We start from the raw sequence: 26,018 nt of genomic DNA, 5'->3' as shown, positions 1-26,018 counted from the left end.
CGGCGGGGGCCCGGCGGCCGCCGCGGCACCATGGCCGAGGCCCGGCCCCGCGGTGGCGGGACCGGGCCTCGGTGGGAGCTGACGCGTACGCGGTCAGGGGTCAGTGCGCGTGGCCGTGACCGTGACCGCCGTCGGCGGCCTCCTCCTCTTCCTTCTTCTCGACGACCAGGGTCTCGGTCGTCAGCAGCAGGGAGGCGATGGAGGCGGCGTTCTCCAGGGCGGAGCGGGTGACCTTGACCGGGTCGATGACGCCGGCCTTGACCAGGTCGCCGAACTCGCCGGTCGCGGCGTTGAAGCCGTTGCCCTTGTCCAGCTCGGCGACCTTCGAGGTGATGACGTAGCCCTCAAGGCCGGCGTTCTCGGCGATCCAGCGCAGCGGCTCGACGGCGGCGCGGCGGACCACGGCGACACCGGTGGCCTCGTCGCCGTCCTTGCCGAGGTTGCCGTCCAGGATCTTGACGGCGTGGACGAGCGCGGAGCCGCCACCGGAGACGATGCCCTCCTCGACCGCGGCGCGGGTCGCGGAGATGGCGTCCTCCAGACGGTGCTTCTTCTCCTTCAGCTCGACCTCGGTCGCGGCACCGACGCGGATGACGCAGACGCCGCCGGCGAGCTTGGCGAGGCGCTCCTGGAGCTTCTCGCGGTCCCAGTCGGAGTCGGTGCTCTCGATCTCGGCCTTGATCTGGGCGACGCGGCCCTGGACGTCCTCGGAGTTGCCACCGCCGTCGACGATGGTGGTGTCGTCCTTGGTGACGGTCACGCGGCGGGCGGTGCCCAGCACGTCCAGACCGGCCTGGTCGAGCTTGAGGCCGACCTCCTCGGCGATGACGGTGGCACCGGTGAGGGTGGCCATGTCGCCGAGCATCGCCTTGCGGCGGTCACCGAAGCCGGGGGCCTTGACGGCCACCGCGTTGAAGGTGCCGCGGATCTTGTTGACGACCAGGGTCGACAGGGCCTCGCCCTCGACGTCCTCGGCGATGATCAGCAGCGGCTTGGAGGCGCCGGCCTGGATGACCTTCTCCAGCAGCGGCAGCAGGTCCTGGATCGAGGAGATCTTGCCCTGGTGGATCAGGATGTACGGGTCGTCGAGGACGGCCTCCATACGCTCCTGGTCGGTGACCATGTACGGCGAGAGGTAGCCCTTGTCGAAGGCCATGCCCTCGGTGAAGTCGAGCTCCAGGCCGAAGGTGTTGGACTCCTCGACGGTGATGACACCGTCCTTGCCGACCTTGTCCATCGCCTCGGCGATCAGCTCGCCGACCTGCTGGTCCTGCGCGGACAGCGCGGCGACGGCGGCGATGTCGGCCTTGTCGTCGATCGGGCGGGCGGTGGCGAGCAGGTCGTCGGAGACGGCCTTGACCGCGGCGTCGATGCCCTTCTTCAGGGCGGCCGGGGAGGCGCCGGCGGCGACGTTGCGCAGCCCCTCGCGGACCAGCGCCTGGGCCAGCACGGTCGCGGTGGTGGTGCCGTCACCCGCGATGTCGTTGGTCTTGGTCGCCACCTCCTTGACGAGCTGGGCGCCCAGGTTCTCGTACGGGTCCTCGACCTCGACCTCGCGGGCGATGGTGACACCGTCGTTGGTGATGGTCGGCGCGCCGAACTTCTTGTCGATGACGACGTTGCGACCCTTGGGGCCGATGGTCACCTTGACCGTGTCGGCAAGCTTGTTGACGCCGCGCTCAAGGGCGCGACGGGCGTCCTCGTCGAACTTCAGGATCTTCGCCATGGCTGCTTCAAGTCCTCTCGTTGCGATCGTCGGCCTCGCCGCCGTGACCGCTCTCGCTCAGACGAACTGCGCCCCTGCCCCGGTCGGTGAGAACGCGGGAACCAGGGGCGCAGATCAGGGCAAAACTGGGTGAATTACTTCTCGATGATCGCGAGCACGTCGCGAGCCGAGAGAACGAGGTACTCGTCGCCTTCGTACTTCACCTCGGTGCCGCCGTACTTGCTGTAGAGCACGACGTCGCCGACCTTGACGTCGAGCGGCAGGCGCTCGCCGTTCTCGAAGCGGCCCGGGCCCACGGCGAGGACGGCGCCCTCCTGGGGCTTCTCCTTCGCGGTGTCCGGGATGACCAGGCCCGAGGCCGTGGTCTGCTCGGCGTCGAGCGGCTGGACCACGATGCGGTCCTCAAGCGGCTTGATGGCAACCTTGGAGCTGGTGGTCGTCACGATCCGACCTCCCCCTTCGGAGATCTCACGGGGTTAACTGTCTGAGGTGGCGACCAGGTGGATCCGTCGTCGCGGGTGCCGGACCTGCCCGTCGCTGTGTTGGCACTCCCCGGTGGAGAGTGCCAACGCTGAGACTATGACGCCGTTAGCACTCGGTCAAGCGGAGTGCCAGCGCGCCGGGGACGCGTACCGTGTCCCTGTCGACGGCCGCCGGGTGGACTCGGACACACCTTGCTGTTCCGCTGCAACCAGGCCCGGCGATGCCCCGTCTAGCTCCCCGGACCGCTGACAACCGGGCCAAGACCCGGCCGCACCGCGGCCCTGACCATCGATGGCGGAGGAACCGTGCGTGGACTGACCAGCGCCCCCCAGGATCCCGGGGGCCCGGAAAGCGACGCCGAGCGCACCATGACGTTCGCGGCGCTCGCGCAGGCCCCGAACCGCCGGCGAACCGAAGCCTGGCTGCTCGGCTTCGTCGTCCTGATCACCGTCTTCGGCTACGCCTACACCGAGCTGTCGATGAAGGACTCGCTGCCCGGCGGGCTGGCCGGCTTCGCGGTCAGCATGTTCTTCGTCGCGCTGGTCCCGCACCTGGTCGTCCGCCGCTTCGCGCCGCGCGCCGATCCGCTGATCCTGCCGCTGGCCACGCTGCTCACCGGCATCGGCCTGGTGCTGCTGCACCGGCTGGACATCACGTACGCGGAGAAGCCGCGGCTGAAGATCGGGCAGGCGGCCACCGGACAGCTGGTGTGGACGGTCATCGGGGTCGCGGTCTGCATCGTGATCCTGATGGTGCTGCGCGACCACCGGATCCTGCAGCGCTACATCTACCTGACGATGGCGGTCGCGCTGGTGCTGCTGATGGCGCCGGCCTTCTTCGGCGCGGACATGTACGGCGCCAAGCGCTGGATCCTGCTGGGGCCGCTGTCGCTGCAGCCCGGCGAGTTCGTGAAGATCATGATCGTGGTGTTCTTCGCGGGGTACCTCACGGTCAGCCGCGATGCGCTGGCGCTGTCCGGGCGCCGGGTCATGGGCATGCAGCTGCCGCCCGGCCGGCAGCTCGGGCCGATCTTCACGATCTGGGTCATCAGCCTGCTGGTGCTGGTCTTCGAACGGGACCTGGGCACCTCGCTGATCTTCTTCGGCGTCTTCGTGATCATGCTCTACATGGCCACCGAGCGCACCAGCTGGGTGATCTGCGGTCTGGCCATGGCCGTGGTCGGCGCCGGCGTCGTCGGCTCCACCGAGCCGCACGTCAAGGGCCGTGTGATGGCCTGGCTGCACCCGATGGACATCTTCCTGCCGCCGAACCAGCGGCCGCCGGGCCTGATCTCCGACCAGGCCGCGCAGGCGCTGTTCAGCTTCGGCAGCGGCGGTATCGGCGGCACCGGCCTGGGCCAGGGCCACCCCGAGCTGATCGGCTTCGCCGGCAACAGCGACTTCATCCTCACCACCGTCGGCGAGGAGCTGGGGCTGGCCGGAGTCATGGCCGTCCTGCTGCTGTACGCACTGCTCGCCCAGCGCGGGCTGCGGGTGGGGCTGACCGCCCGCGACCCGTTCGGCAAGCTGCTGGCGGTCGGGCTCTCCGGGGCGCTGCTGCTCCAGGTCTTCGTCGTCACCGGCGGCGTCACCGGCCTGATCCCGCTCACCGGCAAGGCGCTGCCGTTCCTCGCCAAGGGCGGTTCGTCGCTGGTCGCGAACTGGGTGATGGTGGCGGTACTGCTGCGGGTCAGCGACAGCGCCCAGCGGCGGCGCGAGCCGGTCCGCCCGGCGCCGGCCGCGGACGCCACCCAGCGGGTGCGCCGGATCACCGGCGGCGAGCCCGAGGCGTAGGGCCCAGGCACCCCAGGTGTAGGGCCCAGGCACCAGGCCCGACGCGGGCTCGGCCGGGCGGCTGGCCCACAATGGTGCAGATGACCGACCTCGACACCTTCGCCGCGCTGCTCACCCCCGAGGGGCAGGCGCTGCTGGACGAACTGCGGCACCTTGGCGCCGCGGACGAGCTGGCCGCCGCGACCCGGCTGCGCCGCGACCACCCCGCACCGCTGGTCTCCGCCGCCATCGGGCAGGCGCAGCTGCGGCGCCGGGCGGCAGCCAAGTTCGGCGCGGACGCCGAGCGGATGTACTTCACGCCCAACGGCGTCGAGCAGTCCACCCGCACCTCCGTCGCCGCGCACCGCGCCGCCCGGCTGGCCGGGCTCGGGGTCCGTACGCTCGCCGACCTGTGCTGCGGCGTCGGCGGCGACGCGCTGGCGCTGGCCCGCGCCGGGATCCGGGTGCTGGCCGTCGACCGCGACCCGCTGGCCTGCGCGGCGGCCCGGGCGAACGCCGCGGCGCTGGGGCTCGCGGAGCTGATCGAGGTGCGCTGCGCGGAGGTGACGGAGGTGGACACCGCCGGGTACGACGCGGTGTTCGTCGACCCGGCCCGGCGCAGCAAACCCCGCGGCGGCCGCATTTTCGACCCGGAGGCGTACTCCCCGCCGCTGTCGTGGGCCGTCGAGACGGCCCGTACGGCGCGGTACGCGGCGCTGAAGATCGCGCCCGGAGTGCCGCACGAGGCGCTGCCCGACGACGCGGAGACGGAGTGGATCTCCGACGCGGGCGACGTGAAGGAGGCCGTCCTGTGGTTCGGGACGGGCGAGGGCGGCGGCCGGCGGGCCACCCTGCTGCCCTCGGGGGCGTCCCTGCTGGGCGCCGGGCTGCCCGACCCGGAGCCGGGCCCCGTCGGCGGCTGGCTCTACGAGCCGGACGGCGCGGTGATACGGGCGCATCTGGTCGCCGATGTCGCCCAGGAGGTCGACGGGCGGCTGATCGATCCGACGATCGCGTATGTGACGGCGGATCAGCTGGTGCCGACGCGGTACGCGACCGCGTACGCGATCACCGATGTGCTGCCGTTCAACGTCAAGAAGCTGAAGGCACTGCTGCGGGAGCGCGGGGTCGGCGTCGCGGTGATCAAGAAGCGCGGGTCCGCGGTGGAGCCCGAGGAGCTGCGCAGGAAGCTGAAGCTCGGCGGGCCGCACTCCTGCACGGTCTTCCTCACCCGGGTCGCGGGGGCGCCCACGATGCTGCTGGGGCACCCCGCGGCGGACACCGCCTGAGGCAGGCCGTTCAGGCCAGGTCCGTCAGGTCCTCGGCGTAGACCTGGGAGAGCGGCTGCGGGCCCACGTACTGCTGGCAGGTGCACTGGCCGGCCTCGTACTGGACCGGCTTGTGGTCCGCGTCCCAGGCGACGGGCACCTGCACCAGCTCGTGGCACTTGCCCTTCTTGTCATGCTTGGCGAGGTGGTGGGTGCAGCCGCACACCGGCTCCGGCGGCTTCTGCGCGGCGGCCAGCTCGTGCCGCTCCTGGCGGACGGTCGCCAGTCGCTCCATCTTGCGCTCGTGGCGCGTCCGCAGGGCCGTACGGGCGGTGTCGGCCACCTTGGCGAAGCCGCCCGCCATGAAGAAGATGAAGACCCACCAGAACCAGTCCACAGCCTGCCGCCTCCCCGTGCCCGCGCCTGTGCCGCTCCAGGGTAAGACCTGTGCCGGGCGGAGCCGCCGTCAGGAGTACAGGTTGTCCTTGCTCAGCTCATGAAAGTGATCATGGTCGGGTGCGTGGTCGTGGCCGTGGGGGCCCGGGACGTGGGTCTCGGTGACCGGGAGCGAGGAGTCCGCCGAGAGGTCCCAGGCGGACGCAGGGCGGTTGCGGGCCACCATCTCCGCGCCGAGGGCCGCCACCATCGCGCCGTTGTCGGTGCACAGCTTGGGCCGCGGCACCCGCAGCCGGATGCCGGCGTCCTCGCAGCGGCGCTGGGCCATCGCCCGCAGCCGGGAGTTGGCCGCGACCCCGCCGCCGATCATCAGGTGGTCCACGCCGCTGTCCTTGCAGGCGCGGACGGCCTTACGGGTCAGCACGTCGACGACCGCCTCCTGGAAGGACGCCGAGACGTCCGCCACCGGCACCTCCTCGCCGGCCGCCCGCCTGGCCTCGATCCAGCGGGCGACCGCGGTCTTCAGACCGGAGAAGGAGAAGTCGTAGCGCGGGTCGCGGGAGCCGGTCAGCCCGCGCGGGAAGCGGATCGCCTCCGGGTCGCCCTCGCGGGCCCAGCGGTCGATGACCGGGCCGCCGGGGAAGCCGAGGTTGAGCACCCGCGCCACCTTGTCGAACGCCTCGCCCGCCGCGTCGTCGATCGTCGAGCCCAGCGGCCGTACGTCGGAGGTGATGTCCGGGGCCAGCAGGAGAGAGGAGTGGCCGCCGGAGACCAGCAGCGCCATGGTCGGCTCCGGCAGCGGGCCGTGCTCCAGCTGGTCGACGCAGATGTGCGAGGCGAGGTGGTTGACGCCGTACAGCGGCTTGCCCAGGGCGTAGGCGTACGCCTTGGCGGCCGAGACGCCGACCAGCAGGGCGCCCGCCAGGCCGGGGCCGGCGGTGACCGCGATGCCGTCCAGGTCGCTCGCCGCGACCCCGGCGTCCTTCAGCGCGCGCTGGATGGTGGGGACCATCGCCTCCAGGTGGGCGCGGGAGGCCACCTCCGGCACCACACCGCCGAAGCGGGCGTGCTCGTCGACGCTGGAGGCGACCGCGTCCGCGAGGAGGGTGTGGCCGCGGACGATGCCGACACCGGTCTCGTCGCAGGAGGTCTCGATGCCGAGGACGAGCGGTCCGCCGCGGGAGTCAGCTGAGTCAGCCATGGTTCTCAAGTTCCTTGTACGGAGGGTGCTTCGGAGGAGGTCTGGGTGGTGCGGCGCATCACCAGGGCGTCGACGTTGCCGGGCTGGTAGTAGCCGCGGCGGAAGCCGATCGGCTCGAAGCCGAAGCGCTCGTAGAGGCGCTGCGCGCGGACGTTGTCGACCCGCACCTCCAGCAGCACCTCGCGGCACTCGAAGTCGGTGGCGGCGCCGAGGAGTTCGGACAGCAGCCGGGCGCCGAGGCCGGTGCCCCACTGGTCGCGGGCGGTGGCGATGGTCTGGATGTCGCCGGTGCCGTCGACGGCGGCCAGCCCGCCGTAGCCGACGATCCGGCCGCCCCGCCCGTCGCCCGACCGCCCCTCGACGGCACCTCCCCCAGACTCCGTCCGGGGGGACCCCCATCGCGGCGGTGCCTCCAACTCGGCGACCAGATAGCGGCGGGTGGCCAGCGGCCCGCGGGCGTGCGCCAGCTCGGACCAGAACATGCCGGGCGACCAGGCGTCCTCGGGGAAGAGGTCGCGCTCCAGCTCCAGCACCGGTTCCAGATCCCACCAGCGCATCTCGCGCAGCACGACGGGTTGTGGGGTGCCGCCGGGCAGCGGTGCCGTTGAGGGGCGGTAGTCGGGCGACGGGCGGGCACTCAACGCGGGGTGACCACCTTGTAGTTGGCCGGCACCTGGGCGTCCGGGCGGCGCAGGTACAGCGGCCGGGGCGGCAGCAGCTCCTCGCCCGCGGCCAGCTTCCGCGCGGCCAGCCCGGCGAGCGCGGCGGCGGACTGGTGCTCCGGCCCGTCGCGGCGTACGCCGGTGAACACGGTGTCGTAGAGCAGCGCGCCGGCGCCCACGGCCGGGACCCCGGCCACCTCGTCGGCGATCTCGGCGGGGCGGTTCACGGCCGGCTCGGTCAGGCGGGTGTGCGCATCCGCGTAGCGCGCCCAGTAGACCTCCTTGCGGCGGGCGTCGGTGGCCACGACGAAGGGCTCGGTCAGGCCGGAGGCGTAGGCGATGCCGTCCAGCGAGCACAGGCCGTGGACGGGCACGTCCAGCGCCGCCCCGAAGGTCGCGGCGGTCACCAGCCCCACCCGCAGTCCGGTGTACGGGCCGGGGCCCACGCCGACGACGATGTCGCTGACCGCGTCGAGCTTCAGGCCGGCCTCGGCCAGCACCCGGTCGACGGCGGGCAGCAGCAGCTCGCCGTGCCGGCGGGCATCCACCTCGGCGGCGGCGGCGAGGACGCGGGAGCCGTCGTGGAGCGCGACCGTGACGGCGGGGGTGGCGGTGTCAAGAGCTAGCAACAGCACGCTCCCAAGACTACGGCGCGGCCGGCGGTGCCCGGTGCGGTGCTACCGTCGGCCCGTAGTCAGCACAGCCAGCGCAGTAAGCACAGCCAGCAGTCTCCCCGCCCGCGGCCGGGAGCGTACGGAAAGGTGGCACCGCGGTGCCCGCTAAGAGCAGCACGATCGTCACCGCGCTCACCGCAGCCGCCCTGGTCGCCGTCGGCGTGCTCGGCTACCAGGCGTCCGCCTCCGCGTCCGCCCCGCTGACCGCCGTCCGCGGTGACGGCCCCGCCGCCGACCGCAAGCCGGCCGCCCACGACCAGGCCGGCAAGAAGGAGCAGAGTCCCGCCGCCCCGGCTCCGGTCCCGGCGGCGTCCGGCACCGGCAAGCGGGTCGTGTACGCACTGGGCGCCAAGCGGGTCTGGCTGGTCGGCGCGGACGGCAAGGCGCTGCGGACCTTCCCGGTGTCGCCGAGCACGGTGAACCCGGCCCCGGGCGCGTACGCGGTGACCTCGCGGTCGGTGAGCGTGACCGGCTCGGACGGGGTGGCGATCGAGCACGTCGTGCGGTTCGCCGTCGTCAAGGGGGTGGTCGTCGGCTTCAGTGCGGCCGTCGACGGGGCCACGCCCGCGCCGGACGGCGCGAAGAAGACCGGCGGCATCCGGGAGTCGCGGGACGACGGCAAGGCGCTGTGGGACTTCGCGCTGCGCGGCGCGAAGATCGTCGTGGTGTCCTGAGCCCGCTCCGCCGAGACCGGCGGCCCGGCTCCCCGGGCCCCGGCGCTTCGCCCCTACGGGCTACGCCGCATCGCGCCCCGGGGTGGACGCGCCGCCTCCGGGCCCGGCACCACCGTCCGGTTCGTCGGCCTCGCCCGCTTCGCCCGTCTCCTGCGCCGCGTCCCGCCTGACCGCGCGGCTCTCCTCCGGGGCGCCGGGGGGCGTGGAGACGGCGCTGGCCGCGGCGCACGCCGCCAGCAGTTCGTTCATCGACGGCGGCGTCTTCCGCGCGTCCTGCTCGGCGCGCCCGGCCGTATGGGCTGCAGGCTGGTGGGGGGACATGGACGCCTCCCGGGCTTTTGGGGCAAGCTGCGGAGGTCAGGCTTTACTTAGGCACACCTAACCAGGGCTCTCCCACCCATGTGACCATGTCCGGCACCGCGCGCGCAACATCATGCCGACGGCTTGTCGGAAACTACCGGGTGCGGGACCCCGTGCGGGGCCCGGCGGCCCGCCCGGCGACCGCCGTCACGGCCCGGTCAGCAGAGCTCCAGCTCCGGCAGCCCGGCGTCCGCCCAGCGCGCGCCCACGCCGGTGACCGTCACCTCGCGCACGTCGTCCACGTCGTCCTCGGGGTGGCCATCGGCCTCGCCCGGCGCCGCCGCGCCCACCGCGCGCCCGATGACCACGTGCAGCCGGTCCTCGGACAGCTCCTCGACCTTGCCCTCGCCCCACTCCACGACCACCACCGACTCGGGCAGCGAGACGTCCAGGTCCAGGTCCTCCATCTCGTCCAGCCCGCCGCCGAGGCGGTACGCGTCGACGTGCACCAGCGCCAGACCGCCGGTCAGCGGGGGGTGCACCCGGGCGATGACGAAGGTGGGCGAGGTCACCGCGCCGCGTACGCCCAGGCCCTCGCCCAGGCCGCGGGTCAGCGTCGTCTTGCCCGCGCCCAGCTCGCCGGTGAGCAGCACCAGGTCGCCGGGGCGCAGCAGCGGGGCCAGTCTGCGGCCCAACTCCCGCATCTGGTCAGGGGACTTGACGGTTACATGGGCAATCGCGCCAGTGGTGCTCATGCCGCAAATGGTACGGCCCGGACGGGGCGGCGGTCCCGTACCGCGACCGGGGCCGCCGCCGGGGCGCCGCTCAGGCGCGCGCCGTACGCGAACTGCGGGCCGCCTCGCTCGCCCGCTCCACCAGCGCCACCAGGTGCTCGTTGACCAGCTCGGGCCGCTCCAGCATCACCAGGTGCCCGGCGCCCGGGACGCAGACCAGCCCGGCGTTGGGCAGCACCTCGGAGATGGTCCGGCTGTGCTCGGCCGGCGTGATCAGGTCCTTCTCCCCGGCGAGGACCAGCGCGGGCACGTTGTCGTAGGCCACCAGCGCGTCGGTCTTGTCGTGCACCGCGAAGGCCGGGAAGAACTCGGCGACCACGTCGATCGGGGTCGCCTCGATCAGCCGCTCCCCGAACCGCGCGATGGCCGGATCCACGTCCTGGGTGCCGAAGGAGTAGCGCTTGATCAGCCCCGCGAAGAGGTCCGCGGTGGCCCGCCGCCCCCGCTCGACGATCTCGCTCTGCCAGCCCAGCGCCCTGAGCACGCCCGGCGCCAGCCAGTGGAACGCCTTCGAGCCCATCGACGGCAGTCCGAACCCGACCTCGCTCAGCCGCCCCGCCGACGTCCCGATCAGGGCCACCCCGACCACGCGCTCCGCGACGTACTCGGGGAACTGGTCGGCCAGCGCCATCACCGTCATCCCGCCCATGGAGTGCCCGACCAGCACGATCGGCCCCTCGGGCACCGCGGCGTCCAGCACCGCCTTCAGGTCCCGGCCCAGCAGGTCGATGGTGACCGGTTCCGTACCGTCGATCTGCCCGTGGCCGCGGGCCGAGCGGCCGTGGCTGCGCTGGTCCCAGTGGACGGTGCGGACCGAGCCGCGCAGCGCGGCGCGCTGGAAGTGCCAGGAGTCCTGGCTCAGGCAGTAGCCATGGCTGAAGACGACCGTCGGCGCGGGCACGCGCCGGCCCAGCGCGGTCGTCAGCCGCTTGCGCAGCCCGCTGTGCGCCTCCTGGGCGGCCCGCACCTCCTTGCTCAGCCGCGGAGCCTTGACGTTCCGGCCGTCTTTGGCGGCCTTGCCCGGCTGCCGGCCCCCCGGCTCGTCGACCTCGTAGTACAGCGCGGTGCCGTCCTCGGCGATCGCCGCCCCCGGGGTGCCGCGCAGCGTGCCGAACGGCCCCGCCGCGTCCAGCGCCAGCCGGGCCCGGCGGCGCATCCCGCGGCCGACCGTCATCCGCTCTATGGCCACCCCGGCCGCCGCGCCCGCCGCGACCACACCGATCGCCATGCCCGCGAAGCCCGCCTGGCGGCCGGCCCTGGCCCAGTTCCCGGCGGCCTCGACCGCCGTCTCGACCGCCTGCGCCGCGGCCTCCGTTCCCTCGGTCATGCCACGCCCCCCGTCAACGCCGTGTCTTCTCCGGTCCGGTCGCGCACCTCACTGTCGACATAGACGCGCGGCACCCGGCTCCCGATCCTCGTGACGATTTCGTACCCGATCGTTCCGGCCGCGACCGCCCAGTCCTCGGCGGTCGGCTCACCGCGGTCGCCCGGCCCGAACAGCACGGCCATCTCCCCGGCCGCGGCCGGGTCGCCGCCCAGATCCACCACGAACTGGTCCATCGCGACGCGGCCCGCCACCGTCCGCCACTTCCCGGCCACCAGCACCGGGCCGGACCCGGAGGCGTGCCGCGGGATGCCGTCGGCGTAGCCGAGCGGGACCAGGGCGAGCGTGGTCTCCCCGGGCGTCGTGTACAGATGCCCGTACGACACCCCGTGGCCGCCCGGGACACGTTTGACCGACGCCAGCGACGCCTCCAGCGTCATCACCGGCCGCAGCCCCAGGTCCTGCGACGTGCCGACCTCCGGGGCGGGCGAGATGCCGTATATCCCGATTCCGGCCCGTACCAGGTCGAAGTGGGCCTCGGGGAGGGTGAGCAGCGCCGGTGTGTTGGCGATGTGCCGCACCTCGGGCCGCAGCCCGGCCTCCTCGGCGACCGCCAGCGCCCGGTGGAACTCCGCCAGCTGCGCGGCGACGGACGGGTGCCCCGGCTCGTCGGCGCAGGCGAAGTGCGACCAGACGCCGGTGACCTTGAGCAGGCCCGCCGCCTCGGCGACGCGGGCGGCGGAGGTCAGCTCCGCCCAGTCGGCGGGCTGGCAGCCGTTGCGCCCCAGCCCGGTGTCGACCTTGAGCTGGACCCGGGCCGGCCGGCCGCAACCGCGCGCCGCGTCCACCACCTCGCCGAGCGCCCACAGCCCGCTCACCGAGACATCGACGTCCTCCTCGATGGCCCTGCCCCAGGGGCCGCCCGGCGTCCACAGCCAGCACATCAGCCGCCCGGTGTCGCCGGCCGCGCGCAGCGCGAACGCCTCCTCCGGCAGCGCCGTCCCCAGCCAGCCCGCCCCGGCCTCCCGGGCGGCCCGCGCACAGCGCACCGCGCCGTGGCCGTAGCCGTCGGACTTGACCACGGCCATCAGCTCCGCCCGGGGTGCGCGGCCCCGCAGGGCACGGACATTCGACCGCACGGCGGCAAGGTCAATGGCGGCACGCGCACGCTTCGCTGTCTCGTTCATCCCCCTCAGTGTCTCAGGCCACGCCCCCGCGCCCCCGGGAACCGACGCGGAAAAGCCCGCGTTGGTGCCGCCGCGGCCGTGCCGCAACCGGCCGCGGCGCCGGCTCCGTACGGTGTGACCGGGCCTTTTCCCGACCTGGCGGGTGCGGCCGGGGGCGGCCGGTTCCGGTGCGGTGCGCCGGGCCGGCCGGGCCGCGGCCGGAACACCCGGCGGTCGGCCGGGCACGGAGCGTCACCCCAGACACCCCGCCACGTCACCCCACCACGTCGCCCCACGCCGCCGCGAGATGTCCGGCCACCTCCGACGCCACGATCGGCGTGCCCTCCGGCCCGGCCGCCCGCCGCGCCGCCAGCCCGTGCAGGTACGCGCCCACCGAGCCCGCGTCCCGCGGCGCCAGCCGCGCCGCCAGCAGCGCCCCGGTCACCCCGGACAGCACGTCCCCGCTCCCGGCCGTCGCCAGCCACCCCGTGCCGGTGGGGTTGACGCGCACCGGAACGGACGGGTCCGGATCCGCCACCAGCGTCGTCGACCCCTTCAGCAGCACCGTCGCCCCGTACCGCTCCGCCAGCTCCCGCACCGCGGCCAGCCGCGCCGCCTCGACCTCCTCCCGGGCCCGCCCCAGCAGCGCCGCGGCCTCCCCGGCGTGCGGCGTCAGCAGCGTCCCGGCGGTCCGGCGCCGGACCCGGTCCGCGGACAGGAACCGCAGCCCGTCCGCGTCCACCAGCACCGGCACGTCGGCCGCCAGCACCTCCTCCAGCGCCCCCGACTCGTCCCCGATGCCCGGCCCGATGACCCACGACTGCACCCGGCCCGCCTTGTCCGGCGGTCCGGCGTGCACCAGCGTCTCCGGGAACCGCGCCAGCACCGCGTCCGCGGCCGGCCCCACGTACCGCACCGCACCGGCACCGCCGCGCAGCGCCCCGGCCACCGCCAGCACCGCCGCCCCCGGATAGCGCGCGGACCCGGCGACGACCCCGACCACGCCCCGCCGGTACTTGTCGCTCTCCGTCGCCGGCCGCGGCAGCAGCTCCGCCACGTCCGCGTGCTGCAGCGCCTCCATGTCGGCGGTCGCGGGCGGGGTCAGCCCGATGTCGACCAGCCGCAGCGCACCGGCCCGCTCCCGCGCCGGGTCGATCAGCAGGCCGGGCTTGTACGCGCCGAACGTCACCGTCGCGTCGGCCCGTACGGCGTCCCCGCGCACCTCGCCGGTGTCCGCGTCCACCCCGCTCGGCAGGTCGACCGCCACCACGATCGCCGACTCCCGTGCCGCACGGGCGAGTTCGGCGGCCTCCGGGCGCAGTCCACCGCGTCCGCCGATGCCCACGATCCCGTCCACGACCAGATCGGCCCGGCCGAGGTCCCGCAGCGGGTCGTGCGACACCCAACCGCCGGCCGCCCGCAGCGCGGCCAGCCCGCCGGCGTGGGCCCGATCGGGCGTCAGCAGCACCGCCGCCACCCCGGCGCCGCGCCGCGCCAGCCGCGCCCCGGCGTACAGCGCGTCGCCGCCGTTGTCGCCGCTGCCCACCAGCAGCACCACCCGGGCGCCGTACACCCGCCCCAGCAACTCCGCGCAAGAGACGGCCAGTCCGGCCGCCGCCCGCTGCATCAGGGCCCCCTCGGGCAGCCGGTCCATCAGTTCCCGCTCGGCGGCCCGCACGGCCGCCACGCTGTAGGCAGTCCTCATACGGCCAGTCTCACACCGCATCAGCGCGGGGGCCCCGCAAGCCACACGCGAGACCCCCGCACCACCGGCGGCGCCGTACGGCCCCCGGACGCCCGCGTCACCCCTCGGCGATCACCACCGCCGAGGCGACGCCCGCGTCATGGCTGAGCGACACATGCCAGGACCGCACGCCCAGTTCGGCCGCGCGCGCCGCGACCGTGCCGTGTACCCGCAGCCGCGGCTGCCCGCTGTCCTCGACGTACACCTCCGCGTCGGTCCAGTGCAGCCCGCCCGGCGCGCCCAGCGCCTTGGCCAGCGCCTCCTTGGCGGCGAACCGGGCCGCCAGCGAGGCGCTCCCGCGCCGCTCGCCGCTCGGCAGCAGCACCTCCGCTTCGCCGAACAGCCGGTGCACCAGCTCCGGCGTCCGTTCCAGCGCCGCCTCGAACCGGTCGATCTCCGCGACGTCGATCCCGACCCCAATGATCACCGGGTCACTCCACCGTGACGGACTTGGCGAGGTTGCGCGGCTGGTCGACCTCGTTGCCGCGGGCGGTGGCCAGCTCGCAGGCGAACACCTGGAGCGGCACCGACGAGACCAGCGGCTGCAGCAGGACCGGCGTCCGCGGGATGCGGACGAGATGGTCCGCATACGGCACCACCGCCTCGTCCCCCTCCTCGGCGATCACGATGGTGCGGGCACCGCGCGCCCGGATCTCCTGGATGTTGGAGACGATCTTGTCGTGCAGCACGGACCGGCCGCGCGGCGAGGGGACGACCACCACGACCGGGACGCCCTCCTCGATCAGCGCGATCGGGCCGTGCTTCAGCTCCCCGGCCGCGAACCCCTCCGCATGCATGTACGCCAGCTCCTTGAGCTTCAGCGCGCCCTCCAGCGCCACCGGATAGCCCACGTGCCGGCCGAGGAAGAGCACCGTGTTCTGGTCCGCGAGGCCGCGGGCCAGCTCCCGAACCGGCTCCATCGTGCCCAGCACCTGCTGCACCTGCGTCCCGATGGCCGCCAACTCGCGCACCACGTCCTGGATTTCGTCGCCCCACTTCGTCCCGCGCACCTGCGCCAGGTACAGCGCGACGAGGTAGACCGCGACCAGCTGCGTCAGAAACGCCTTCGTGGACGCCACCGCGACCTCCGGCCCGGCGTGCGTGTACAGCACCGCGTCGGACTCCCGCGGGATCGTCGAGCCGTTGGTGTTGCAGATGGCCAGCACCCGCGCGCCCTGCTCGCGGGCGTGCCGCAGCGCCATCAGCGTGTCCATCGTCTCGCCGGACTGGCTGATGGCGATCACCAGCGTGCGGTGGTCGAGGATCGGGTCCCGGTAGCGGAACTCGCTGGCCAGATCGGTCTCGCAGGGGATCCGGGTCCAGTGCTCGATGGCGTACTTGGCGATCATCCCCGCGTGGTACGCCGTCCCGCAGGCCACGATGACGACCTTGGAGATCTCCCGCAGCACCGCCGGCGGGATCCGCACCTCGTCCAGCGCGAGCACCCCGGCCGCGTCGATCCGGCCCAGCAGCGTGTCCGCGACCGCCTTCGGCTGCTCGGCGATCTCCTTGAGCATGAAGTAGTCGTAGCCGCCCTTCTCGGCGGCCGAGGCGTCCCAGTCGACGTGGTAGTTCCGCACCTGTGCGGGCGCGCCCTCGAAATCGGTGACCGTCACCCCGTCCCGGCGCAGCTCCACGACCTGGTCCTGCCCCAGCTCGACGGCCTCCCGGGTGTGCGCGATGAACGCCGCCACGTCCGAGGCGAGGAACGCCTCGTCCTCTCCGATCCCCACCACCAGGGGGGAGTTGCGGCGCGCCCCGACCACCAGGTCCGGTGCGTCGGCGTGCACCGCGACCAGCGTGAACGCGCCCTCCAGCCGCCGGCACACCTGCCGCATCGCCTCGGCCAGCTCACCGCACGAGGAGTAGGCCTCGGCCAGCAGATGCGCGACCACCTCGGTGTCCGTCTCGGACGCCAACTGGTGGCCGCGCTCGGCCAGTTCCCCGCGTAGCGCGGCGAAGTTCTCGATGATCCCGTTGTGGACGACCGAAACCCGCCCGGAGTTGTCCAGATGCGGATGCGCGTTGGCGTCCGTCGGCCCACCGTGCGTCGCCCACCGGGTGTGCCCGATCCCCGTCGACCCCGCGGGCAGCGGACGGTCCGCCAGCTCCTTCTCCAGATTGGCGAGCTTCCCCGCCTTCTTGGCCGCCGCCAGCCCCCCGTCGGCCAGCACCGCGACGCCCGCCGAGTCGTAGCCCCGGTACTCCAGCCGCTTCAGCCCGGCGAGTACCACGTCCAGGGCGCTCTGCCCGCCCACGTATCCCACGATTCCGCACATACCAACCCCTTCATGGCCGCCTGACCAGCGACTTAAGGTGCCACTTACCGCCCCTGACACCCTCTGGGGAGTCCGTGGGGAGTTTCAGCCTCCCCCGACCCACGCGTCGAGCGCCTCAAGGCCACGGGTACCGGAGTCCGGCATCACGTGCCTGTATGTTCTCAGAGTGAACGCCGGGTCCTCATGACCGAGCCACCGTGCCACGAGCACCAGCGACTCCCCCGCTTCGAGCAGCGTCGAGGCGTGGGTGTGGCGGAGCGCATGGAGCCCGTGTTCCCCGCTCGGCGCCCATCCCGACGACTCGTCCTCCGGCACCTTGCAGCCGGTGGTTCCGGCCTCCCCGAGGTCCGGTCGCCAGACGTTCTCGTCCCACCAGTCCTTGAACCGGCCGCCGCCCCGCGAGTTGGTCGCGACCAGCGAGTGCATACGCGGCGCGCGCTCGCGCTTTCCTTGTCCGTTTCCTTGTCCGTTTCCTTGTCCGCGGTGGGCTTGTCCGTATCCCCCACGGCAGAGTGACGGGCTTTGCCGGTCAACGTTCCGCGTGCGCTTGCAGCCGCTTGGCGAGCGCGTCGGGGTGGCCGGCGACGCGAGTCCCACCCCGCTTGGGCGGGGCGAAGTAGCGGCGCCCTCGGACGATCACCAACGCGTCAACGGCAGGGCGTGCAGGGATGTTTCCGGCTCCGCCGTTGGCAGCGCCGCATCGCGCTGGAGCAGCACCCGCCCGCCGGAATGGGTGCGGATAAGGCGGCTGTGGAGCGTCCCAGTACCGGACCAGCCGGCCATCGTCAGTCGGCTCGGGGCTGGAGGCGTCGTTGTGGGCACGGCGGTGAAAGACCAACAGGTGGTCTCCGCAAAGGTTCCCGGTCTGAGGGGATGTCGGGACGGCTCCAGCCGACAACTTGCGCCGTTGTCGATCCGCGACCTACAGCTGGAGCCGCTTCCGGCGTGCCCCGGAAACTTCCTTTACTCGATGCCCCGTTGCTTCTGCTCGAAGGGCGCCAGTGGTCGACGCGAGTTGTCGACCGCACCTCAGGACAAGGCTCCCGGCCTTCGGCGTGCTGGGCCGCGGTCGGTCGCCCTCGGCAGAGACCCCGCTCACGGTAAGGACGCGGGCCCGAGTACCGCCCTACACCCAAAGGGAACGACCGGTCCGTCCCGCGAGGAAGGACCGGTCGCTGTCTTACCTCAGCCCAGTGAAGAGCGTCCTTCTCTTTTCCTGTCCGACAACGACTCAGGCGAAGGGGAAACGCGGCCGAAAGGCGCGGTTCATCCGATCAGCGGATGCGGAAGCCCGATCACGGTTGCCAAGGTTCCCGAACACGTTCCGGCCGCCGTGTCGGGCAACACGGTGAAATTTCATCTGGCCTGCTCAACCGATGCTCATAAGCCGGTTGGGCCGCAAGGAGGTTTCACCACCGGTTGTCGTGCCGTAGGAGGCGGCCAGGCGTTGGCAGCGTGTAATCCAGCGACTGGGTTAACGGACAACCGTAGGAGGACTATCCGTGAACACTGCCAAGAAGGCTGCCATGGTCCTTATGGCGGCCGGCATCGCGACGGGAGTGTCGACGGGCGCGGCTATGGCGGACAGCGGTGCGAAGGGCGCCGCCGTCAAGTCACCCGGCTTCGCCTCGGGCAACCTGTTCCAGATGCCGATCCACATGCCGATCAACATCTGCGGCAACACGGTCAACGTGGTCGGCGTCTTGAACCCGGCCTTCGGGAACACCTGCATCAACTCCGACGTGCACCCGGTGGTCCACCACGAAGAGGACCGCCATCACGGGCGGCACCACCACGAGGACGAGGACTGATCGGTTTCGTACCAAGGCCCTGCGGACCATCCGGTCCGCAGGGCCGTACCGAGCCGGACTCAGCCCTGCCGGATCGGATGCCCGGGCGCCGACCGTCACGAGGGCTCGGCCCTGCTCGTCCTGCCCAAGGACGTCAACAACCGGCTGCGGGCGCCCGCGCCGCTCCACACCGTCCGACTGTCCGGCCACACCTACGAGCGCCGGACGGGCCCGGACCGTTTACGGGAGCCAGCCCGCGACGGCCGCGCACAGCCCTACCGCCGGTGCGTGGCCACCTCCGGGCGCCTGTCGTGAGCGCCTGTCGTGAGCGCCCCTCAGTGCGGCCATCAGCGCAACCATCGGATGTGCGTTCCTCGCATTTCGCCTGTCCTTGAGGCCCCCACTGGGCTTGCCATCCCGTTCGCGTCGGGCCGCGATACGCCTGGTCGCTATGCCACTGCCAGAGCGGTTCAGTCTTGATGGCCTCCAGCATGCATCACCAATTTGGCATATCTAAGCAATATATGCGCATATCGGACGGCCTTCCCGGGGAGAAGAGAGTGCATTCGATCACCGCAAGGAGACCGCGATGACCAGGTTGGTGGATGCGCCCACGGGGCGGGTGGGGGGCCGCTGCACCGCGGACGAGAACGCCGACAAGGTTCACGACGCAGTCGACAAGGCCGTGGGCCTCATCAATGAGGACCAAGGCGGGGACGACTGGGGCCGGGGCGGCGGGGACTGAGCGACATCCCCTCACCCCCATCACCCATCAGCCTGGGAGCGGGCAGGGGGATCACGTACCCGCCCGCCCTCGGTAGCGCCCGGTGGACCGGGATCAGCATGACCCACCGGACGCGCCCTGGCGGTTCACGGACATCAGCACTTTCCACAGCAAGGAGAACTGACAGTGCCGCAATCGAACCACGCAGCCAACTCCATGTTCGACGCCTGCTTCGTCGATCTGCGCAGCCCCGGCGACCTGTACCTCTTCAAGGGGAGCAAGGTCCTGCTGGTCGACGCAGGCGGTAACAAGCGCCGGTGGGAGTCCCCCAGGGAGATCTCGGAGTGGCGCGGCCAGTACCCATTCAGCGACGGCATCGACGCCTGCTTCGCCGACCCGCGCAGCCCCGGCGACCTGTACCTCTTCAAGGGGGATCAGGTGTGCCTGGTCGACTCCGGTGGCGACAAACGCCGGTGGGAGCCCCAGAAGATCTCGAAGTGGCGCAGCGAGTACCCGTTCAGCGGCGGCATCGACGCCTGCTTCGTCGACCAGTACAGCCCCGGCGACCTGTACCTCTTCAAGGGAAGCCAGGTCAGCAAGGTCGACTCGGGGGGAAACAAGGTCCGCACACCCCCGCAGGAGATCGTCGACTGGCGGTCGGAGTACCCCTTCGACGCCGACATCGACACGTGTTTCGTCGACGAGCGCAGCCCTGGCGACCTGTACCTGTTCAAGGGCAAGTACGTCTGCTGCGTCGATGCCGCCGGGAACAAGGTCCGTTGGGGCAGGCGCCCGATCAGTGAATGGCGAGAGCAGTACCTCGCCTTCCGACGGCCGATGCCCGCCTGACCAGCATCACGCTTCAGCCCTGTTCCACGACCCAGCGCTTGGTTGGAGGCGGGACGGTGAGCTGCGCGACAAGGTCAAACGAGTTTCGGGAACGCGACTTGTTGCCGTTGTCAAGCCGTGACCTAAAGGGTGGCGCCTCCGGCGTGCCGGGAAACTGAACGTACGCCCCGTCGACTCCCCCTGGTCGGCGGGGCGTTCGCATGCTCGGCGCAGCGCATCACCCCCCGCGATACAGGCCATTACCGACCCATCAGGCAGCCCCTAGTGGCCCGCCAGCAGCGCCCCGATGATGAGCCCGGCCAGCAGCAGCCCCAGCGCCACGGGCAGGGGAGCCACTCCCGCGGCTTCGCCTGACGAACCACGACGCCGGAACGAGGGAATCCCGACGAAACCCTGCGAGTCCCCGGTGTGATGGTGGTGGCTGCCGTGGTGGCCCAGCCCCCCGCCGTGATGGTGGCCGCCAAACCCACCCCCGTGGTGGCCGCCCCCGCTGAACCCTCCGCCGCCATGCATGGTGTTCACCCCGTAGTCCGTGGTCCGTAGTGCGTGGTCCGTTCTCCACCGCCGCCTGCCCGGATCTTGGTGGCCTACACCTGAACCGGCCAGGTCGCTCCGAGCCTTCTCGCTGACTGCGTATCCGTCACATGACCCATCGGACGGATCTCAGGAATCCGCGTGCTCCCTGACTCCATCCCCACCGTCACCGTCACCGGCCGATACGCGCCGCCCCGCGACGGGCGGAGTACGGGCGCGCGCGGCGGCGGGGGTCGCCGGAGCGGCCCCCGCACGGACCCTGCACGGCCTCCGGGGACGCGCCCCGGTCCCGCTCAGTGCCGCGCCCCCGCAGGGGCCCGGCTCACCGTCCCCTCCCCCTCCGCCAGCTTCCACTCCCGGTTCAACGGGCCCAGCGGTACCCGGCGTTCGAATATCGGCGTACCGAAGATGTCGAGGTGCGCACGGAGCGCGCCCGAGAGGTCGACGCCGCCGAAGGCGGCCCAGCGGCCGGTGGCGGAGGCGGAGCCGTCCGTGGCGGCGGTGGCGCTGCCGGCCACGTCGGCGCGCAGGTACGGGGCGACGGTGGCGGTCACGCCGAGGCTGCCGTAGAGGCCGATGCCGGCCTCCGCGCCGAGGCCGGCCTTGACCTTGCCGGCGGCGGACACGGTGGCCCGCACGGGCGTGCTGTGCATCTCGGCGCGGGCGATCGGGGCCCAGCCCGCGGACTGCCGGTAGCTGCCGCCGACCGCGAAGTCGCCCTTGAGGTCCTGCTTGACGTCGACGGCGGCCTTGCCGTCGGCGTCGATCTGGAGGTAGCAGGTGAGGTCGAGGTTGACCACGACCGGCACCGGCCCGACCTGCACGACGGGGTCGGCGTGCAGCTTGGCGAAGGGCACGCGCAGCGGCTGTGCCCCGGTGGAGGCGGCCGCCCGGCCCTTGAGCTCCCACTGGGAGGACCAGGCGCCGGTCAGGGTCAGCGAAGCCCCGCCGACACCACCGCCCTTGTCGCCCTTGCTGCCCTTGTCGCCCTTGCTGCCCTTGTCGCCTTTGCTGCCCTCGTAGGAGAAGTCGACCTCGGGGGCGAGCTGGACGTATCCGGCGGCCGACGCCTCGGCGGACACGGGCCCGCCGGGGGGCGTGGGCAGCGCGGCACCGACGTCCAGCCGCAGGGTGCCGAGGGGCAACTGGGCGCCGTGCGGGCCGAAGTGGAGGCCGCCGTTCCTGGCCCAGGAGACCTTGACCTTGGGGGCGAGGGGTTCGACCGTCACCGAGCGCGGGTCGACGGGGACCGTGCCGTGCGCCGTGGCGTCGCCGAGCAGCGCGTCGAGCGTGGCCGGCGCGGTGGCGACCTCGGTGCCGTGGCCGGTCCGCCCGACGACCCGGGTGACCTTGGCGAGCACGCCCCGGGGCGCGCCGGGCGCCGGGGCGCTGGCGATGACGTCACCGACGGCCACGTCCGCCTTGGGCGCGGGCGCGCTCTGCGACGGACCGTCGGAGGGCGTGACGGACGGACCGGCCGGACCGGCGGACGGACTGCCGGACGGGCTACCGGACGGCGACGGCGTCGGCCGGGCGCCCGGTGTGCTCGGCGAAGGCCGCACCGCCGAGGAGGCGATGACGGCCCGTCCGCTCTTCCGGTCGAAGGACGCGATCGTGAGCGCGGACTTCGTGGCCGGCCGCCCCTTGGCGCCGCCCGGCCGGGCCACCGCGCTCGGGGTGCCACCGCCCGCATCGGCGTCGGCGGCCCGGACGGCCAGTTGCGGCACGGCCGTCGACTCCGCGGCCGCCGGCTCCGCGCCGGAGCCGGCGGCCGCGGGCGCACCGGACCCGGGTCCCGCGCACCCGGCGACGAGCAGCGAAGCGGTGGCGACGGCCAGTAAGGGGGCAATCCCGGAACGGGCAAATCTGGTGGATCTGCGCACAGTTGGATCCTGAGGGGGGTGAAGTGTGGGGCGGACCGGGGAAGTTGACACCCGGCCGAACCGCTACCCGCTGGTAACGATCCGCAAGATCCTGTCATGCGCACCGCGGGCAAAACACCCGTTCACCCGCCGTAAACGGATGATCTGGCTCACATCCGCACGCCCTGCCGGCCGCCCGCCCCGTACCGCGGACGCCCCTCAACACCCGCGCGGACGCCCCTCAACACCCGCGCGCATACCCGCGCGCTATTCGGTCCTGCGCCTCCCGGACGAGCTCCCGGACCTCCTCGTCCGCCGCCGCGTCCCCGCCACCGGGCCCGCTCCCCTGCTCGTGGCACTCCAGGAAGTCGGCCAGGTCCTCGCCCACGTCCTCGTCCGGCAGCTGCTCGGCCAGCTCCCGGCGTATCCGCGCCGCGTACTCCTCCGACGCGAGCGCCGCGCCCGCCCTCCGCCGGCGCCGCTCGCGCGCCCGCTCCCGCAGCGGCTCCCACAGGCGTGCCCGCACGCCGCCCCCCACTCGATCCCGCGGCCCGTGCCCGGCGCCGCCCCGGCTGCCGACCGTACCGGGCCCGCGGCACCGGGTACAGGCGCGCGGCCGCGGCCCCGCGGACCGGCGCACCGCCACCCCGGCGCGCACCGCCCGCACCGGCTGCGGACAATGGAGCCCGTGCCCCTGACGACGGATCCGCAGCAACGACGCCGCGCCGAACGCTCCCCGTACGTCGATCTGACGCGCGCGGAGTGGAGCGCCCTGCGGGAGAAGACCCCGCTGCCCCTGACCGCCGACGAGGTCGAGCGGCTGCGCGGCCTCGGCGACGTCATCGACCTCGACGAGGTACGCGACGTCTACCTGCCGCTGTCCCGACTGCTCAACCTCTACGTGGGCGCCACCAGCAACCTGCGCGGCGCCCTCAACACCTTCCTGGGCGACGCGGGAGGCGGCCACGGCTCCCAGCCCGGCACCCCGTTCGTCATAGGGGTCGCGGGCAGCGTCGCGGTCGGCAAGTCCACCACCGCCCGGCTCCTCCAGGCGCTGCTGGCCCGCTGGCCCGAGCACCCGCGGGTCGAGCTGGTCACCACCGACGGCTTCCTCTTCCCCAACGCCGAACTGCACCGGCGCGGCCTGATGTCCCGCAAGGGCTTCCCGGAGTCGTACGACCGCCGGGCGCTGACCCGCTTCGTCGCGGACGTGAAGTCCGGCAAGGCCGAGGTCACCGCGCCCGTCTACTCGCACCTCATCTACGACATCGTGCCCGGCGAGCGACTGGCCGTGCACCGGCCCGACATCCTCATCGTCGAGGGCCTCAACGTCCTCCAGCCGGCCCTCCCCGGCAAGGACGGCCGCACCCGCCTGGGCCTCGCCGACTTCTTCGACTTCTCCGTCTACGTGGACGCCCGCACCGAGGACATCGAGCAGTGGTACCTCGGCCGGTTCCGCAAACTGCGCGAGACCGCCTTCCAGAACCCGTTCTCGTACTTCCGCAAGTACACCCAGGTCTCCGAGGACGAGGCCCTCGACTACGCCCGCATGACCTGGCGCACCATCAACAAGCCCAACCTCCAGCAGAACGTCGCCCCCACCCGGGGCCGCGCGAACCTGGTCCTGCGCAAGGGGTCCGACCACAAGGTCCAGCGGCTGTCGCTGCGCAAGCTCTGAAACGGCTTCGGCCCGGTTCCGGCAACTGCCGGAACCGGGCCGAAGTGAGCACCGGAGCGGAAACCCGCTACAGCCCTAGCCCAGCGCGGACTTGACCGCGTCGGCCAGCCGGCCGGCCACCGACCGCGCCTGCTCGATGTCCGCCGCCTCGACCATCACCCGCACCAGCGGCTCGGTGCCCGAGGGGCGCAGCAACACCCGCCCGGTCGCGCCCAGTTCGCGCTCCGCCTCGGCGACCGCCGCGGACAGCTCGGGCGAGCTGGCCACCCGCGACTTGTCGACGTCGGGGACGTTGATGAGGATCTGCGGCAGCCGCTCCATGACGCCCGCCAGCTCGGCCAGCGAGCGCCCGGTCGCCGCGACCCGGGCCGCCAGCATCAGCCCGGTCAGCGTGCCGTCGCCGGTCGTGGCGTGGTCCAGCACGATGACGTGCCCGGACTGCTCACCGCCCAGCGCGTAGCCGTGGGCTTTCATCTCCTCCAGCACGTACCGGTCGCCGACCGAGGTCTGCACGAAGTCGATGCCCTCGCGCTCCATCGCCAGCTTGAAGCCCAGGTTGGACATCACGGTGGCGACGACGGTGTTCTTGCGCAGCGTCCCGGCCTCGCGCATGCCGAGCGCCAGGACGGCCAGGATCTGGTCGCCGTCGATCTCGTTGCCGTCGCGGTCCACGGCCAGGCAGCGGTCCGCGTCGCCGTCGTGCGCGACACCCAGGTCCGCACCGTGCTCGACGACGGCGGCCCGGAGCTTGTCGAGGTGCGTCGAGCCGCAGGCGGCGTTGATGTTCAGGCCGTCCGGCTCGGTGCCGATGGTGACGACCTCGGCGCCGGCCCGCGCGAACGCCTCGGGCGAGACCCGCGCCGCCGCGCCGTGCGCACCGTCGATGACGATGTTCAGCCCGTCCAGGCGGTTGGGCAGCACGCCGACCAGGTGCGCGACGTACTTGTCGAACCCCTCGTCGTAGTCGGTGACCCGGCCCACGCCGGCGCCGGTCGGCCGCTCCCACGGCTCACCGGAGCTGTGCGCGCGGTAGGTCCGCTCGATCCGGTCCTCCAGCTCGTCGGCGAGCTTGTGGCCGCCGCGGGCGAAGAACTTGATGCCGTTGTCGGGCATCGGGTTGTGGCTGGCGGAGAGCATCACGCCCAGGTCCGCGCCGAGCGAACCCGTCAGATACGCCACCGCCGGGGTCGGCAGCACGCCCACCCTCAGCACATCGACACCGGCGCTGGCCAGACCGGCCACCACCGCCGCTTCCAGGAACTCCCCCGACGCCCGCGGATCGCGACCGACCACCGCCACCGGCCGGTGCCCTTCAAAGCTGCCTGCCTCGGCCAGCACATGCGCCGCCGCGACCGACAGGCCGAGCGCCAGCTCCGCCGTGAGATCCGCATTGGCGACGCCGCGCACTCCGTCCGTGCCGAAGAGTCGTCCCACTGGTGTCCTCCGAGTTTCTGAGCTTGGACCAGAGCATCAATTCCAGGTATACGCCCCAGGTCCCGGATGCCGAACGCCCCGGCAGCACGGAAGTGCCACCGGGGCGTTCGCCAAGAGCTGCCCTGTTGCAGCGAGCGGGATTAGCGCTTGCTGTACTGAGGCGCCTTGCGGGCCTTCTTGAGACCGGCCTTCTTGCGCTCGACCGCACGGTCGTCACGCTTGAGGAACCCGGCCTTCTTCAGGGCGGGGCGGTTGGCGTCCACGTCCGCCTCGTTCAGCGCACGGGCCACGCCCAGGCGCAGCGCACCGGCCTGGCCGGAGATGCCGCCGCCGGAGATGCGGGCGACGACGTCGTAGCGGTCGTCGAGTTCGAGCACCTTGAAGGGCTCGTTGACTTCCTGCTGGTGCACCTTGTTGGGGAAGTAGCCCTCAAGGGTGCGGCCGTTGATCTTCCACTTGCCGGTGCCCGGGACGATCCGGACGCGGGCGATGGCGTTCTTGCGGCGGCCCAGGCCGGCGGCCGGCTGCGGGTCGCCGAAGCGGGAGGCGACGGACTCGGAGGTGTAGTCGCCCTCGACGACAACCTCGGACTCGGTGGTGTACTGCTCGACCTCGACCTCGTCCAGCGGGGTCTCGGGGGTGGTCTCAGCCACGATGCTCCTCAGATTCTCTATCGTCTTAGGG

At 72.7% G+C, this 26,018-nt stretch carries 26 protein-coding genes; 7 read left to right on the top strand and 19 right to left on the bottom strand.

The genetic code is table 11. The features are described from left to right. Positions 1-100 precede the first annotated feature (100 nt). Positions 101-1,726: a chaperonin GroEL gene (gene groL / locus ACO1BR_RS15290; RefSeq protein ID WP_426795592.1), complete on the bottom strand. Its 1,626-nt coding sequence runs from the start codon at positions 1,724-1,726 to the stop codon at positions 101-103. A gap of 134 nt (positions 1,727-1,860) precedes the next feature. Continuing rightward, on the bottom strand, positions 1,861-2,169 hold the full coding sequence (groES, locus tag ACO1BR_RS15285) for a co-chaperone GroES (RefSeq protein WP_189305749.1): 309 nt from the start codon (positions 2,167-2,169) through the stop codon (positions 1,861-1,863). A gap of 408 nt (positions 2,170-2,577) precedes the next feature. On the opposite strand from groES, the gene ACO1BR_RS15280 reads away from it, so the two are divergent. After that, positions 2,578-4,002 (top strand): FtsW/RodA/SpoVE family cell cycle protein, encoded by a 1,425-nt coding sequence (locus ACO1BR_RS15280; RefSeq protein ID WP_426795695.1) that lies wholly within the window; start codon positions 2,578-2,580, stop codon positions 4,000-4,002. A gap of 80 nt (positions 4,003-4,082) precedes the next feature. Next, a complete protein-coding gene (locus tag ACO1BR_RS15275) occupies positions 4,083-5,270 on the top strand; it encodes a THUMP-like domain-containing protein (protein WP_426795591.1) in 1,188 nt (395 codons plus the stop codon). A gap of 10 nt (positions 5,271-5,280) precedes the next feature. Here the strand turns inward: ACO1BR_RS15275 and ACO1BR_RS15270 are convergent, their stop codons facing one another. From ACO1BR_RS15270 to tsaB, 4 genes are all read right to left on the bottom strand, one after another. Beyond that, positions 5,281-5,646 carry a hypothetical protein gene (locus ACO1BR_RS15270; protein WP_426795590.1) on the bottom strand — a complete coding sequence of 122 codons (366 nt, stop codon included), beginning with the start codon at positions 5,644-5,646 and terminating at the stop codon, positions 5,281-5,283. 69 nt (positions 5,647-5,715) lie between these two features. Further along, positions 5,716-6,846, bottom strand: coding sequence for a tRNA (adenosine(37)-N6)-threonylcarbamoyltransferase complex transferase subunit TsaD (tsaD, locus tag ACO1BR_RS15265; RefSeq protein WP_426795589.1), 1,131 nt, complete (start codon positions 6,844-6,846; stop codon positions 5,716-5,718). Positions 6,847-6,851: 5 nt separating this feature from the next. Then, positions 6,852-7,403 (bottom strand): ribosomal protein S18-alanine N-acetyltransferase, encoded by a 552-nt coding sequence (rimI, locus tag ACO1BR_RS15260; protein WP_426795694.1) that lies wholly within the window; start codon positions 7,401-7,403, stop codon positions 6,852-6,854. Between the two features lie 80 nt (positions 7,404-7,483). Continuing rightward, positions 7,484-8,143, bottom strand: a complete 660-nt coding sequence (gene tsaB, locus ACO1BR_RS15255) for a tRNA (adenosine(37)-N6)-threonylcarbamoyltransferase complex dimerization subunit type 1 TsaB (RefSeq protein ID WP_159503211.1) — start codon at positions 8,141-8,143, stop codon at positions 7,484-7,486. Between the two features lie 137 nt (positions 8,144-8,280). On the opposite strand from tsaB, the gene ACO1BR_RS15250 reads away from it, so the two are divergent. Further along, positions 8,281-8,856, top strand: a complete 576-nt coding sequence (locus ACO1BR_RS15250) for a hypothetical protein (RefSeq protein WP_426795588.1) — start codon at positions 8,281-8,283, stop codon at positions 8,854-8,856. Between the two features lie 60 nt (positions 8,857-8,916). Here ACO1BR_RS15250 and ACO1BR_RS15245 read toward each other — a convergent pair whose 3' ends face one another. The 8 genes from ACO1BR_RS15245 to ACO1BR_RS15210 form a co-directional block, all read right to left on the bottom strand. Further along, positions 8,917-9,177: a hypothetical protein gene (locus tag ACO1BR_RS15245; RefSeq protein ID WP_426795587.1), complete on the bottom strand. Its 261-nt coding sequence runs from the start codon at positions 9,175-9,177 to the stop codon at positions 8,917-8,919. Between the two features lie 197 nt (positions 9,178-9,374). Beyond that, on the bottom strand, positions 9,375-9,911 hold the full coding sequence (gene tsaE / locus ACO1BR_RS15240) for a tRNA (adenosine(37)-N6)-threonylcarbamoyltransferase complex ATPase subunit type 1 TsaE (RefSeq protein WP_426795586.1): 537 nt from the start codon (positions 9,909-9,911) through the stop codon (positions 9,375-9,377). A 70-nt stretch (positions 9,912-9,981) separates the two neighbouring features. Next, positions 9,982-11,277 (bottom strand): alpha/beta fold hydrolase, encoded by a 1,296-nt coding sequence (locus tag ACO1BR_RS15235; protein ID WP_426795585.1) that lies wholly within the window; start codon positions 11,275-11,277, stop codon positions 9,982-9,984. Further along, entirely contained in the window at positions 11,274-12,461 is a 1,188-nt protein-coding gene (gene alr / locus ACO1BR_RS15230) for an alanine racemase (protein WP_426795584.1), read from the bottom strand. The genes ACO1BR_RS15235 and alr overlap by 4 nt, the downstream gene beginning before the upstream one ends. 253 nt (positions 12,462-12,714) lie before the next feature. Further along, complete coding sequence (locus tag ACO1BR_RS15225) at positions 12,715-14,145, bottom strand: NAD(P)H-hydrate dehydratase (RefSeq protein ID WP_426795583.1); 1,431 nt, start codon at positions 14,143-14,145, stop codon at positions 12,715-12,717. Between the two features lie 97 nt (positions 14,146-14,242). Further along, positions 14,243-14,611, bottom strand: a complete 369-nt coding sequence (locus tag ACO1BR_RS15220) for a holo-ACP synthase (protein ID WP_426795582.1) — start codon at positions 14,609-14,611, stop codon at positions 14,243-14,245. A gap of 4 nt (positions 14,612-14,615) precedes the next feature. Next, positions 14,616-16,463 carry a glutamine--fructose-6-phosphate transaminase (isomerizing) gene (gene glmS / locus ACO1BR_RS15215; RefSeq protein ID WP_426795581.1) on the bottom strand — a complete coding sequence of 616 codons (1,848 nt, stop codon included), beginning with the start codon at positions 16,461-16,463 and terminating at the stop codon, positions 14,616-14,618. A gap of 84 nt (positions 16,464-16,547) precedes the next feature. Continuing rightward, positions 16,548-16,889: a tyrosine-type recombinase/integrase gene (locus ACO1BR_RS15210; RefSeq protein ID WP_426795580.1), complete on the bottom strand. Its 342-nt coding sequence runs from the start codon at positions 16,887-16,889 to the stop codon at positions 16,548-16,550. Positions 16,890-17,965: 1,076 nt separating this feature from the next. Here ACO1BR_RS15210 and ACO1BR_RS15205 point away from each other — a divergent pair. The 3 genes from ACO1BR_RS15205 to ACO1BR_RS15195 all read left to right on the top strand — a co-directional run bounded on the left by ACO1BR_RS15205 (position 17,966) and on the right by ACO1BR_RS15195 (position 19,826). Continuing rightward, the gene (locus ACO1BR_RS15205) at positions 17,966-18,274 is read left to right on the top strand and encodes a chaplin (protein WP_426795579.1); all 309 of its coding nucleotides are present in this window, start codon (positions 17,966-17,968) and stop codon (positions 18,272-18,274) included. 568 nt (positions 18,275-18,842) lie between these two features. After that, positions 18,843-18,998, top strand: a complete 156-nt coding sequence (locus ACO1BR_RS15200) for a hypothetical protein (RefSeq protein WP_426795578.1) — start codon at positions 18,843-18,845, stop codon at positions 18,996-18,998. A 165-nt stretch (positions 18,999-19,163) separates the two neighbouring features. Continuing rightward, the gene (locus ACO1BR_RS15195; protein ID WP_426795577.1) at positions 19,164-19,826 is read left to right on the top strand and encodes a hypothetical protein; all 663 of its coding nucleotides are present in this window, start codon (positions 19,164-19,166) and stop codon (positions 19,824-19,826) included. A 261-nt stretch (positions 19,827-20,087) separates the two neighbouring features. On the opposite strand, the gene ACO1BR_RS15190 is transcribed toward ACO1BR_RS15195, so the two are convergent. The 3 genes from ACO1BR_RS15190 to ACO1BR_RS15180 form a co-directional block, all read right to left on the bottom strand. Next, positions 20,088-20,348 (bottom strand): hypothetical protein, encoded by a 261-nt coding sequence (locus ACO1BR_RS15190; protein ID WP_426795576.1) that lies wholly within the window; start codon positions 20,346-20,348, stop codon positions 20,088-20,090. 305 nt (positions 20,349-20,653) lie between these two features. Then, the gene (locus ACO1BR_RS15185; protein ID WP_426795575.1) at positions 20,654-22,243 is read right to left on the bottom strand and encodes a hypothetical protein; all 1,590 of its coding nucleotides are present in this window, start codon (positions 22,241-22,243) and stop codon (positions 20,654-20,656) included. Between the two features lie 220 nt (positions 22,244-22,463). After that, positions 22,464-22,748 (bottom strand): hypothetical protein, encoded by a 285-nt coding sequence (locus ACO1BR_RS15180; RefSeq protein WP_426795574.1) that lies wholly within the window; start codon positions 22,746-22,748, stop codon positions 22,464-22,466. Between the two features lie 162 nt (positions 22,749-22,910). Here ACO1BR_RS15180 and coaA point away from each other — a divergent pair, with 162 nt between their 5' ends. Further along, positions 22,911-23,900 (top strand): type I pantothenate kinase, encoded by a 990-nt coding sequence (gene coaA / locus ACO1BR_RS15175; protein ID WP_159503201.1) that lies wholly within the window; start codon positions 22,911-22,913, stop codon positions 23,898-23,900. A gap of 75 nt (positions 23,901-23,975) precedes the next feature. On the opposite strand, the gene glmM is transcribed toward coaA, so the two are convergent. Both glmM and rpsI read right to left on the bottom strand, forming a co-directional pair. Beyond that, entirely contained in the window at positions 23,976-25,334 is a 1,359-nt protein-coding gene (gene glmM / locus ACO1BR_RS15170) for a phosphoglucosamine mutase (protein ID WP_426795573.1), read from the bottom strand. A 140-nt stretch (positions 25,335-25,474) separates the two neighbouring features. After that, positions 25,475-25,987: a 30S ribosomal protein S9 gene (rpsI, locus tag ACO1BR_RS15165; protein ID WP_426795572.1), complete on the bottom strand. Its 513-nt coding sequence runs from the start codon at positions 25,985-25,987 to the stop codon at positions 25,475-25,477. Between the last annotated feature and the right edge of the window lie 31 nt (positions 25,988-26,018).

It is taken from the genome of Streptomyces sp. YGL11-2 (assembly GCF_050054615.1).
Taxonomy (GTDB): domain Bacteria; phylum Actinomycetota; class Actinomycetes; order Streptomycetales; family Streptomycetaceae; genus Streptomyces.
The sequence above is the reverse complement of the archived record's forward strand: the minus strand, read 5'-3'. Positions and strand labels throughout refer to the sequence as shown.